8 protein-coding genes and 1 tRNA gene are annotated in these 12,543 nt (G+C 32.1%); 7 read left to right on the top strand and 2 right to left on the bottom strand.

The annotated features are described in order from the left end of the window. The first annotated feature begins 13 nt into the window (after nt 1–13). The 5 genes from V6246_RS04830 (at nt 14) to nagB (ending at nt 9,270) form a co-directional block, all read left to right on the top strand. Nucleotides 14–1,117, top strand: coding sequence for a T9SS type A sorting domain-containing protein (locus tag V6246_RS04830; protein WP_341559273.1), 1,104 nt, complete (start codon nt 14–16; stop codon nt 1,115–1,117). A gap of 337 nt (nt 1,118–1,454) precedes the next feature. Then, nucleotides 1,455–2,714 carry a glucuronyl hydrolase gene (locus V6246_RS04825; RefSeq protein ID WP_341559271.1) on the top strand — a complete coding sequence of 420 codons (1,260 nt, stop codon included), beginning with the start codon at nt 1,455–1,457 and terminating at the stop codon, nt 2,712–2,714. 147 nt (nt 2,715–2,861) lie between these two features. Continuing rightward, entirely contained in the window at nt 2,862–5,936 is a 3,075-nt protein-coding gene (locus tag V6246_RS04820) for a chondroitinase family polysaccharide lyase (RefSeq protein ID WP_341559269.1), read from the top strand. Nucleotides 5,937–5,973: 37 nt separating this feature from the next. Then, nucleotides 5,974–7,305, top strand: coding sequence for a sugar MFS transporter (locus tag V6246_RS04815; RefSeq protein ID WP_341559267.1), 1,332 nt, complete (start codon nt 5,974–5,976; stop codon nt 7,303–7,305). Nucleotides 7,306–7,341: 36 nt separating this feature from the next. Continuing rightward, complete coding sequence (gene nagB / locus V6246_RS04810) at nt 7,342–9,270, top strand: glucosamine-6-phosphate deaminase (RefSeq protein ID WP_341559265.1); 1,929 nt, start codon at nt 7,342–7,344, stop codon at nt 9,268–9,270. 1,094 nt (nt 9,271–10,364) lie between these two features. On the opposite strand, the gene V6246_RS04805 is transcribed toward nagB, so the two are convergent. After that, a tRNA-Met gene (locus tag V6246_RS04805) sits at nt 10,365–10,438 on the bottom strand. 134 nt (nt 10,439–10,572) lie between these two features. Between V6246_RS04805 and V6246_RS04800 the strand changes: the two genes are divergently transcribed. Then, nucleotides 10,573–10,965 carry an START-like domain-containing protein gene (locus V6246_RS04800; RefSeq protein WP_042498517.1) on the top strand — a complete coding sequence of 131 codons (393 nt, stop codon included), beginning with the start codon at nt 10,573–10,575 and terminating at the stop codon, nt 10,963–10,965. Between the two features lie 66 nt (nt 10,966–11,031). Then, nucleotides 11,032–11,874, top strand: coding sequence for an aminotransferase class IV (locus V6246_RS04795; RefSeq protein WP_341559262.1), 843 nt, complete (start codon nt 11,032–11,034; stop codon nt 11,872–11,874). On the opposite strand, the gene V6246_RS04790 is transcribed toward V6246_RS04795, so the two are convergent. Continuing rightward, nucleotides 11,871–12,431, bottom strand: coding sequence for a YqgE/AlgH family protein (locus V6246_RS04790; protein WP_159020620.1), 561 nt, complete (start codon nt 12,429–12,431; stop codon nt 11,871–11,873). The genes V6246_RS04795 and V6246_RS04790 overlap by 4 nt on opposite strands. Nucleotides 12,432–12,543 lie beyond the last annotated feature (112 nt).

The following is a 12,543-nucleotide window of genomic DNA, read 5'->3' as shown; positions in this document are numbered from 1 at the left end:
AAATAAATAAAAGATGAAAAATATAAATAAAATATTAACGTGTTTAATTATAATGGGGCTGGTTGTTACATCGTGTAGTGATTTAGAAGATTACAATGTAAATGATAGAAATACAACATTGTATAATTTCAATAACTCATATTGTACGGTGCAGGTATCTTTATATAATAAAACAGATGATATCGAATTAGCAACAAATACTTCTGGATTGCAAGGCGTGGGGCATGTTTCAGGAGCAGATATTGATGCTGTAACTTTGAGTTATACGGCTGTAGCTGCAGATAATGGAGATGTATTAGAAGTGCGATATGTAAAAACACAAGCAGGAGCATCTCGTAATTATGCTATTGATATTTTAGAACTTAATGGAGCAGCGGTTGGGCCAACGGTTGTAGTTGTTTCTGCAGCTGGCACATGGTCTTCAATTGGAGATACAGCATTGTCTAATACTACAGATGATACTGATAATGGAGATGGTGAAAATGATGGTGCAATATATGTAGACGGACAGTCTGCTGTGGTAGGCCAAGGAGCGGCCTTCACTTTCAATGATGTCATGCTAGAAGGGACACCTTACGAGGTTAAAACTACCATTTATAATCCAGATGCATCTTTTTGTGGTGTAACTGTATTTTTATATAATGTGACAGATGGTTTGCAATTAACGATTCCAACAGATTCAAATTTATCAGGTGGTAATATTGGCGCTTTAACTATTAATTATACGGCTATGGTCAGTGATGCTGGAGATGTATTAGAGTTAAGATATGTAAGAGATGATGATGGGAATGTAGTGCGTAATTTTTCAATAGATAATGCAAGCATTAATGGTGCTGTGATATCAACAGATGTTTCTTCTTTATCGATTGAAAACAATCTATTGAATACAGGTATTTCAATATATCCGAATCCTACAAATGGCGTAATAAATATTAGTAAAACCAATACTAACATTAATATTAAAAAAGTAATTCTTTTTGATGTTACTGGTAAAACAATTTATAGCCAATTTAATAATCAAACTATTAATGTATCCAACTTTTTAAAGGGCTTATATATCTTAAAAATTGAATTTCAAGATGGAGGTGTTGCAACAAGAAAAGTTGTTGTAAAATAATTTTATAAATGAGGAATTCTTCAGTATTGATAAAAAGGGTAGCCATTTAAATAGCTACCCTTTTTTGTTTCATATAAGTTTTGCTTCACGTGTTTTTTTTAGTTTATAAAAGCTATATGTGATCTTAATAACACTCTAAGTTGTGGTTGTTCATTAATGTTTTGAAATAGGTAGTATAAATACTGTAAGTTTTATAAAAATCACCAAAAAAGACTAGTTATCCCCCTTTTCTAAGTACGGAAACACCGCTTAATTTTTTGATACATCACCTTACTTTGCAATAGAAATCACCCATAAGTAGTAAATAGAAAAAATATAAACATTATAATTATTAAGAATGAAAAACCATTTAAATGTAATCCATAGTGCTCACTTGGCTTTTAAAAGTCTTTTTTTAACAAGTCTTTTAATTTGTGCTTCTAGCTGTAAAGAATCCAAAAAAGAGTTAATCACAGAAGTTGTAAATAATAATACTATAAGTATTGATTTAGCAAAACAAATTGATGATTGTGAGTTACAATTAGAAGTTATAGTTCCTAAATTAACAGATCTTACAAAACATCCACGTTTTATTGAAAACTACCAAACAGAATGGCAGCAGGTTGATAACGATGAGCTTATTTGGACTTCTGGTTTTTATCCTGGTATTTTATGGTATGCTTATAATGTTACAGGAAATGAAAAATGGAAAGATGAAGCTATAAAACGTACCGAGGTTTTTGAAGATTATAAAAATATTACAGAACATCACGATATTGGTTTTATGATGTTTCCTGCTTATGGTAAAGGTTTCGAAATAGGAGATAAAAAAGAATATAAAGATATTTTAATAACGTCTGCAAATTCATTAGCAACACGTTTTAATCCTAATGTTGGTGCTATTAAATCATGGTCTAATAAAATGCATCCACGTTGGAAACAACATATTACCATTATTGATAATATGCTTAATTTAGAATTATTGTTTTGGGCAGCAAAAAACGGAGGTGATAAAAAACTTTATGATATTGCTGTGAAGCATGCAGAAACAACGATGAAAAATCATTTTAGGCCAGATTACACTTCATGGCACGTACTAGAATACGATTCTATATCGGGAGTTGTTTTAAATAGACACACTAAACAAGGTTATGCCGATGATAGTCGATGGTCTAGAGGACAAGCTTGGGGGGTTTATGGTTATACCATGGTTTATAAAGAAACAAAAGATAAAAAGTTTTTAGATTTTGCTCAAAAACTTACCGATAAGTATTTATCGCTTTTACCTGATGATATGGTGCCTTGCTGGGATTTTGATGTGGCTAACAATCCAAAAGAAGAGAAGGACGCTTCGGCAGCAGCTGTAGTAGCATCTGCTTTAATAGACTTAAGCACTTTTGTTGAAAAGAAAGAAGATAAAGAACGTTATTATAATGCAGCTTTAAAAATGTTGAAGTCTTTAGGGTCAGATAAATATTCTGGTGTTGGAAAAACGGATTCGTTTTTATTACATTCTACCGGAGCGAAATCTTTGGGATGGGAAATAGATGTTGCTTTAATTTATGCTGATTATTATTATATTGAAGCGTTGTCGAGATTAAAAAAGTTACAAGATTAAGAATAAAGTGATAGGGTTCAAAGGGTAAGTAAATGAAATGGCTCTAAAATTATAAGCAGAATAAAAATCAGTTTAATAAGGTAATTATGATTTATTAATGCTTTTATTTAAAAAACAACCTCAATTTTATACCAAAAACACAAGTAGATGAAAAGAATTATATGTTTTTCAAATAGTATGAAATGCTTCCTTTTTTTAATGGGGTTACTTATAAATGTAAGTTGTTTTGCACAACAAGATTATAACCCTGCTATAGAGTCTTTCGAGTCTCAAAAAGCTTTAGAGTTTTATAAAGTAGAGAATAGTAAAGTATCTATAAGTGAGGCTCATAATAGATATGGAAAATCATCATTGCTTTGGGAATGGAATGGAGAAAGTAGTTTTTCAACATCTAATTTTAAAATCTTATCACAAGAAGAAAGTCCGTTAGCTTATGGCGATCATTTTCCTGCTAGCCCAACACTTCAAATGTCTATTTATAATGAGGAGGCTCAAGATGAAAAAATAACAATTTCTTATGAAAAAAATGGAAAACAAGAAGTTTGGTTCAAAGTAGATTTATCTTTTACAGGATGGAGACGCATTTGGGTTCCGTTTTATGAAATGCAAGGCAATGCTCCATTAAAAAGCAAATCTATTGATTTTGATACCTTTAAAATAAGTACAACTTCTGTTGAAGGAAAATTGTTTTTCGATGATATTATTTTTTCTCAATATCAAGATGATAGGTTTCAATACCCAGATGAAATTGTACCATTTATAAAATCAGATACCAATTTAGGATCCGACCATTGGATGGCTTTGACTAGTAATTATAATAATATTAAAAGTTTAGAACCAACACCAATTTCTATGGCTATTCGATTAGATCTAAAAAAGTTCGAAAAACTAATAGATCAAAGTTTAGCAGTCGATAAAAAATATAAAGTCTATATAAATACGCTCCGAGATTTATATCAAAATTTAAATATCAAAGAAAAAGGAAATATTGTAGTTGGGCCTCCTTTAACTTTTAAGGAATTCGAGGAGTATTATGATGAAAAGCAACAAGGGCCAAATAAATTTAACGATGTAAAAGACTTAGGTCGAGTTTTAAAACAATTAGCCAATTTTTACAATAGAGCAAACCCTGAAGAACAAGCAGAAATTAGAGCGATGTTTTTAACGGGAACAAAGTATTTTTTAGATCAAGGTTGGCAAGCAGGTTCTAGTGGAGGAACCAGACACCATATAGGTTATAATGTTAGAGAAATTACCGAAGCATTTTTTACTATGCGCCAATTATTGTACGATAATGGATTATTAAACGAAGTAGGGGCAAGTTTGCATTGGTTATTTAATTTAGGAATGCTCTTAAACGATGAAAGCACATTTCATGTTAATATCGATTATTTAAACACGCAATCGTACTATCATTTAATGCTCATTTTTATGTTTGAAAAACAAGAGATGCAATCGGCAATGTTACGTGCGTATTCTAATTATATCTCTATTACATTAGCACAACAAAAGGAAGATGGAGGCTTTAAAGTTGATGGAACATCTTGGCATCATAACGGTCATTATCCAGCATACGGAATAGGCGCTTTTCATTCGGTTCCCAAAGTAATAAGTACTTTAGCTAAAACCAGGTTTCGTATTTCTACAGCAGGACACAAAAATTTCAAAAAAGCATTTTTAGAGTCACGAATATATAGTCAGTTTTATGAATGGGGCTTTGGTAACGCAGGCCGCCACCCCATTGAAGAAAATGGAATTGTATCCCTAAAGAAAGAATTTTTATTAATGGTTTATGCTGGTAACCCAGAAGGTAGAGAGAATATTGATAAAGATGTTGCAGCGGCATATTTAAGACTTTGGGGGAAAGATGATATGTTGAATACGTCTCTTTTTACTCAAGTAAATGGTATACGAAAAGAAAATTTATCAGGTTATTACACAATGCCTTATGCAGCCACGTCAGTACATAGAAGAAAGAATTGGGCAGCCATCATAAAAGGATACAGTAAGAATGTTTGGGCTTCAGAGATCTATGTAAATGAAAACAGGTATGGAAGATATCCGGCAAATGGAACTATTCAGTTATTAAATAATGAGGGTGAAACAGGTAGTGGTTTTAAACAAGAAGGTTGGGATTGGAATCGCTATCCGGGAGGAACAATTATTTATTTACCATTGGAAGAATTAGAGGCAGAAATGCCATTACTCATGTTTAGATCTAATGAGTCTTTCGCAGGTTCTACAACTTTAGATGATAACGGTATTTTTGGAATGATTTTAAATGAAGGTAAAGGGACTAATGCTGATGGTCCTGAAGATAAAGTAGGATATCCAGGACGTTTAAAAGCTAAGAAATCGGTGTTCTCTTTTGGTGATAAATTAATTTGTATTGGCACTAATATTTCTAGTATAGATACCAAGAATTTAACACAAACTAATTTGTTTCAAAATTTTTTATCAGATACTAAAATACCATTGTATACGGCATCAGAAACTATAAAAAAGTTTCCTTTTAAAACAGAACTTAAGCAAGATTCAGGATTTGATATTTGGTTAACAGATGCTTACGGAAATGGCTATCATGTGCTTTCTAATACACCTGTTCAAATTAAGAAGGAAAAACAACATTCATATCATAATAAATATTCTATCAATACCGGCTCCATGAATGCAAAAGGAAAAGGAGCTAAAGAAACCGAGGCCGATTATGTTACTGCTTGGGTCGATCATGGGGTAGCACCTAAGAATGCATCTTATCAATATGTTATTTATCCTTTTTTAGATGAAGATTCTCAAAAGAATTTCGGAAAATTAATTGCAACTGATGAGTCTTTTAGTATAGAACGTGCAGATAGTATTGCACATATTGTTTTGGATAAAAAAACGAATACAACAGGTTATGTGGTTTTTGAAAAGGAAGAAAATTTAAAGTATGGTTTATTAGAAACCGTATCAGAGCCTGCTTTGGTTATGGTTAAACAAAACTCGGCAGAAGCTTTTACTATAAGTGCGGTACAACCTGATTTAAATTTTCCTGAATATAAAAAAGGACGATTTAAAAACTACAGTATGCCTGTAGAACTTAAAATAACCTTAAAAGGAAAATGGACAGTCATTCCAGCAGATTATATTCAAAATGTAGATAATTCTGGAGACCATACTATAATTACATTAGAATGCATTAATGGGTTTTCTATGAAGATTGAAGCTAGCAAATTATAATACCATCAAAATAGTAAAACAATAATTTAAAATATTTATGATTACTCCCGAAACCACAACGCAAAAAAGCAGCACCTTGGTGCCTGTAATTATTATAGCAGGAATTTTCTTTATTTTTGGATTCGTCACTTGGATTAATGGGGCTTTAATTCCGTTCATGAAAACTATAAACGAACTTACCGATGCGCAATCTTATTTAGTAGCTTCCGCATCATATATCTCATTTGTGGTTATGGCTTTGCCAGCATCATATATTTTAAATAAAATTGGATATAGAAAAGGAATGTCTTTGGGTTTAATTATTATGGGTATAGGTGCGCTGGTTTTTATTCCTGCCGCTGAAGCTAGAACCTATTGGGTGTTTTTGACGGGGATTTTTATTCAAGGTGTCGGGATGACTTTGTTGCAAACAGCAGCAAATCCATACATTACAATTTTAGGACCATTGGAAAGTGGTGCAAAACGAATTGCTATTATGGGTATAGCTAATAAAATAGCAGGTGCTTTAGGCTCTTTAATTTTTGGAGCTATATTATTATCTGGTATCGATGAGGTTAAAGAAAAATTAGGTTCCGCTACATTAGAAGAAAAAAACACACTATTAGATACTATGGCAGATAGTGTTTTTATACCGTATTTAATTATGGCTTTAGTCCTTTTTGTATTGGGTGTTTTAATTAGAAAAGCACCTTTACCACATGTAGACGCCGGAGGAAAAGAAGAGGCTAATAACGAAAAAAGTATTAAAAACAGTATTTTTCAATTTCCGCATTTATGGTTAGGCGTTTTGGCATTGTTTGTTTACGTAGGAGCAGAGGTTATTGCAGGAGATACTATTATAGCGTATGGAATATCTCTTGGTTTTTCTGGAGAAGAAGCTAAATACTTTACTACATATACCTTAATGGCCATGGTAGCTACTTATCTTTTAGGTGTTTTCTTAATTCCTAAATACATAAAACAAAGCACAGCATTAAAAACTAGTGCTGTATTAGGTATTATTTTTAGTATTTGCATTATATCCACAACAGGATTTACTTCAATATTATTTGTTGCAGCACTAGGCATCGCAAATGCTTTAGTTTGGCCAGCAATATGGCCTTTAACTTTAGATGGTTTAGGGAAGTTTACAAAAACAGGTTCAGCATTATTAATTATGGCAATCTCTGGTGGTGCCATTATACCTCCATTATATGGCAAAATTGTAGATGCTAATGAACTAGATTTAATAGCTCAAGGTATGAATCAAACCGATGCCATGGCAACAGCATCAACACAAAGTTATTGGATTTTAACACCTTGTTATGTCTTTATTCTTTTTTATGCTATTTGGGGACACAAAATTAGAAATTGGAGGAAAAATCAATAAATAAACAAAATAATTTCACCGAAATAAATACACGTTATGTTAAAAAGTAGTATTGACAAAGCAACAGGATTCGAAAAAAGATTTGAGAATATAGGTACGGTAGTTTATCAAGATTCAACAACTGCATCTAAGGCAGTTGCAAAAGAAATTGCCGATTTAATTAATGTTAAACAAGCTCAAAAACAACCTTGTATTTTGGGGTTAGCAACTGGTTCTTCTCCAAAGGGGCTGTATGCAGAATTGGTGCGTTTACACAAAGAAGAAGGTTTAAGTTTTAAAAACGTAATATCTTTTAATCTAGATGAATATTACCCAATGGAACCCGATTCTATAAATAGTTATGTTCGTTTTATGAAAGAACAACTATTTAATCATATTGATATTTTACCAGAAAATTATCATGTTCCAGATGGCTTATTATCAAAAGAAGCTATTGCCGATTATTGTAATGCTTACGAAGCTAAAATTGAAGCCTTAGGAGGTATCGATTTACAAATTTTAGGTATTGGAGGTAATGGGCATATTGGATTTAATGAAGCTGGTTCACTTCAAAATTCTAAAACTCGTTTGGTCGCATTAGATCATATAACTAGAGTAGCAGCAAGTGGCGATTTTTCTGGATTAGGGAATACGCCAAGAACAGCTATTACCTTAGGTGTTAAAAAAATAATGGAAGCCAGGAGAGTTATTCTAATGGCTTGGGGAGAAGGGAAGTCTAATATCATTAAGGCATCAGCAGAAGGTGAAGTTAGTAGTCATATTCCAGCGTCATATTTGCAGGAGCATAATAATGCAAGTTTTGTTTTAGATCTAGCGGCAGCTTCCAAATTAACTCGGATTAATTCACCTTGGTTGGTTGAAAAGATTGAGTGGTCTGATAAGCTTATTAGAAAAGCCGTTTTAAATTTAGCTCTAAATTTAAAGAAGCCTATCTTAATGCTTACTGATGATGATTATATCGAGAACGGTATGAGTGATTTGCTAGCCGATTCTGGTCCAGCCTACGATATCAATATTAAAATATTTAATAAGCTTCAAAATACTATTACAGGTTGGCCGGGGGGAAAGCCAAATGCCGATGATATTAAGCGACCAGAACGTGCCGAGCCATTAAAAAAACGTGTTATTATTTTTAGCCCACACCCCGACGATGATATCATTAGTATGGGAGGTACGTTTAAAAGGTTACATGAGCAGGGTCACGAGGTTCATATTGGATATCAAACTTCAGGCAATATAGCTGTGGCTGATGATGAAGCTTTACGTTTTGCAAGTTTTGTTTGCGATTATAACCAGAAATTTGGTATTGAAAGTATAGAAGCAAATGCTATTTATAAAAAAGCAGCAGATTTCCTTAAAAAGAAAAAATCTAGTGAAATTGATAGTCCTGAAGTGAGATGTATTAAAGGGATTATTAGAAAGGGTGAAGCACGAGCAACATGTCATTTTATAGGTATTCCAGATGAACAAATTCATTTTATGGAATTACCATTTTATGAAACAGGAGCCATTAAAAAGAATCCAATAGGGATTGCCGATGTGAAAATTACAGCAGAATTAATTGAAAGAATAAAACCACATCAAATTTTTGCCGCTGGTGATTTAGCGGACCCGCATGGTACGCATAAAGTATGTTTAGATGCTATTTTTGAAGCCGTAAAAACACTTAAGCCAAAGAAATTTATGACGGATTGTTGGGTTTGGTTATACCGAGGCGCATGGCAAGAATGGGGAATAGACGAAATTGAAATGGCTGTACCTATGGGGCCAGACCAGGTTTTGGAAAAACGCAAAGGGATTTTTAAACATCAATCACAAAAAGATGGTGTGGTGTTCCAAGGTACAGATAGTAGAGAATTTTGGCAACGCGCCGAGGATAGGAATAAAGAAACAGCCGAGTTGTATGATCAATTAGGTATGGCACATTACGCAGCTATGGAGGCTTTTGTAAGATGGCATTATTAATACGTTATTTTTTTATACAATATGAATATCGAAACTCTTAATACTAAGCCACACATTTCAAACTTAACAAAGTTGAGGTTATTAATAATATCACTATTTAGGATAAGTTGGTTAATTGGTGAATTTGATTTATACGTTATGAACGAGTCAAAAAAACTAAAAATATATTCTCCAAATGGGAGGTTTAGTATTAATTTTTTTAGAATGTAGAAGAGAAAGATGTTATAGAGATTAATAGGAACTAATTTATTATCATGTAAGGCGGTTTCTTGAATAGTGTTATTTGTAGAAAGGTCTTTGCTTAAAGACCATCTAATCATTTTTCTATTAAATAAATCAATAATTACTGTAAGGTATAGCCAGTATTGTTTGGTTTGAATATAAGTAATGTCACTTACCTAAATTAGTTTTTTTCGATTAACATCAAAACAGTGATTCAATAAATTAGGTGCTATGAGGTAATTATGATTGCTTTCTGTGATTGTTTTAAAATTACGCTTTTTTTTTGCAAACAAATAATTGATTCTTATTATACGGGCTACTCTTAGTTTAGGTACCTTGTAGTTTTATGCTTTCAATTCTGATTTTATTCTTGAAGAGCTATGGCTTTAAAATTAACCTCAAAATGATCTTAACAAGCGAGCTTATCTTTTGGTTTTCTACTCATAACTTATTTGGCACCTATCTTAACCCGAAGTAATTACTACTTTGCTTATTTTTAATGCTTTGTATCGCTTCAGTAGGAAATTTTATAGGTTGCTGTTTTATAAACTTGTATTTTTTTTATCGTTCATAGAGAAAATGCTAATCGCTTTTTTAAGATATCACGCTCTAATTAAACTTCTTTTGACTATACATTTCTTAAAACAAAAACAAAAACAAAAACAAAAACAAGAAAAAGTTGCTAATATTTTGTTTTTGCATAGGAGTGGTTTATCCGCTATCTTTTATTATTCTGTGGGATTAGTACAATAGCTTTATTAATTCGATATAAATTGGTGCTAATTGTATTATGGTGCGAAAAAAGCACCAAATGTTTTAGCAAAATAAAAAAAGCCAAGAATAAAATTCTTGGCTTTCCCTTTGTTTACCTGTAGCGAGAATGGGGCACGATCCCATGACCTCCGAGTTATGAATCCGACGCTCTAACCAGCTGAGCTACCTCGCCATATGCGTTTCCGCGGGTGCAAAGATAAAAACATAATTAGATTACACAAACATTAGTGGCAAAAAATATTATTAAATTTTCTGTGGTACTTCTTAATTAATGTATATATTGTCAACATAAAGATTAAATCATATATGGACGAGAAAGTAAAATATAATATAGAGTTTCCTATACAAGCATCACCACAATTGTTATATCAATATATATCAACACCTTCTGGATTATCTGAATGGTTTTCAGACAACGTAAATTCAAGAGGAGAGTTGTTTACTTTTATTTGGGATGGTAGCGAAGAAAAAGCAAAACTATTAAATAAAAAAAGTGGCGAGCGTGTTAAATTTAGATGGTTAGAAGATGAAGAGGAAGGCGATTCTTATTATTTTGAAATTAGAATTCAAGTAGATGAAATTACAAAAGATGTTTCTTTAATGGTGACTGATTATGCCGAAGAAGATGAAGTAGACGAATCTAAAATGCTTTGGACCAACCAAATATCAAGTTTAAAGCAAGTATTAGGCTCAGCGTAATATAAAAAACATAATATTCGATTATATTTGTCCCGTTTTTACACTTAATGAAAACGGGACTTTTTTATGGTAAATTTTAACGAAAATATTTTAGAAGATAATACACTCTTATCTATTAACAACAGAGGTTTTGCCTATGGTGATGCCTTATTTGAAACAATTAAAGCCTCTTATGGTAAATTATTGTTTTGGGAAGATCATTATTTTAGACTTATGGCGTCTATGCGAATTATGCGCATGGAGATTCCTATGAATTTTACCATGGAATATTTAGAAGAGCAAATACAAAAGACCTTAACGGAAAACAATCTATCAAACGCATCTTCTAGAGTGAAATTAACTGTTTTTAGAAATGAAGGTGGCTTGTATTTACCCGAAACCAACGATATTAGTTTTCTAATTGCTGTAAAACCTATTGACACTGATTTTTATATCGTGAAAGACGCCTTCTACGAGGTCGATTTATTTAAAGATTACTATGTGTCTCCAAGTTTGTTATCGAGCTTAAAAACTAATAACAAGGCTTTAAATGTAGTTGGTAGTATCTATGCCAAAGAAAACAAACTCGACAATTGTTTAGTTTTAAATACCGATAAGCAAGTAATTGAAGCTTTAAACGGAAATGTGTTTGTTGTAAAAGGCAATACTATAAAAACGCCACCAATAGAAAACGGTTGTTTAAAAGGTGTAATGCGTAAGCAAATTATAGAAACAATAAAAAGTTTACCAGAATATGAATTGGTAGAAGAGGCAATTTCTCCTTTTGAACTTCAAAAGGCAGACGAAATTTTTATTACCAATGTTATTGTTGGTATTCAAGCGGTAAGTAAATACAGGAAAAAGACTTTTAAATCAGAAGTATCTAAACTTTTAATTCAAGAATTAAATATTAAAATTAGAGTGAGTTAATTATAACTCGGGTTTTCGGGAGCATTAGACCAAATACTATATTCTCCACCAAATTCTAACATTTTTTCTTTCCAGAAAGATTTGTAGCTTTTTTCAATAACATCTTTTTTATAGATGTTTTCGGTAACCACCCAAGAATTAGCTTTTAACTCATCAGATAATTGGTTAGTATCCCATCCAGAATAGCCTAAAAAGAACTTTATGTCGTTTTCGTTAATGGTTTTGTTAGCAATAAGTTCTGCTACTTCATTAAAATCGCCACCCCAATAAATACCCAAAGATATTTCAATACTGTTTGGTATTAGTTCTGGTATTTTATGAATAAAGTAAAGATTATCTTGCTCTACAGGGCCGCCATTATAAACTTTAAACGAGGCATCAAGCTCTGGTATTAAGTCGTTTATAGTATATTCTAAAGGCTTATTTAAAATAAAACCAATAGAACCTTCAATAGTATGATCGGCTAGTAAAACAATAGAGCGATTAAATGAAACGTCTCCAATAATAGCTGGTTCTGCTATTAATAAATCACCTTTTTTTGGTTGTGTAGTCACCATATTTTCAGGAATTAGTAATTAAATCTAATATTAATTTATTAAAAAAGCAAGTCTTTAATACATATATACAAAAAAAGCCTTCAAAATTTGAAGGCTTTTCTGAATATTTATG

This window comes from Algibacter sp. TI.3.09 (genome assembly GCF_038154905.1).
Classification (GTDB): domain Bacteria; phylum Bacteroidota; class Bacteroidia; order Flavobacteriales; family Flavobacteriaceae; genus Algibacter.
This window is presented reverse-complemented; position numbering and strand designations above follow the sequence as displayed.

What these genes read in the sequence shown, in the direction of transcription:
- V6246_RS04830 (WP_341559273.1), top strand. Translation starts at nt 14, where the DNA reads ATGAAAAATATAAATAAAATATTAACGTGTTTAATTATAATGGGGCTG.
- V6246_RS04825 (WP_341559271.1), top strand. Translation starts at nt 1,455, where the DNA reads ATGAAAAACCATTTAAATGTAATCCATAGTGCTCACTTGGCTTTTAAA.
- V6246_RS04820 (WP_341559269.1), top strand. Translation starts at nt 2,862, where the DNA reads ATGAAAAGAATTATATGTTTTTCAAATAGTATGAAATGCTTCCTTTTT.
- V6246_RS04815 (WP_341559267.1), top strand. Translation starts at nt 5,974, where the DNA reads ATGATTACTCCCGAAACCACAACGCAAAAAAGCAGCACCTTGGTGCCT.
- nagB (WP_341559265.1), top strand. Translation starts at nt 7,342, where the DNA reads ATGTTAAAAAGTAGTATTGACAAAGCAACAGGATTCGAAAAAAGATTT.
- V6246_RS04800 (WP_042498517.1), top strand. Translation starts at nt 10,573, where the DNA reads ATGGACGAGAAAGTAAAATATAATATAGAGTTTCCTATACAAGCATCA.
- V6246_RS04795 (WP_341559262.1), top strand. Translation starts at nt 11,032, where the DNA reads ATGGTAAATTTTAACGAAAATATTTTAGAAGATAATACACTCTTATCT.
- V6246_RS04790 (WP_159020620.1), bottom strand. Translation starts at nt 12,431, where the DNA reads ATGGTGACTACACAACCAAAAAAAGGTGATTTATTAATAGCAGAACCA.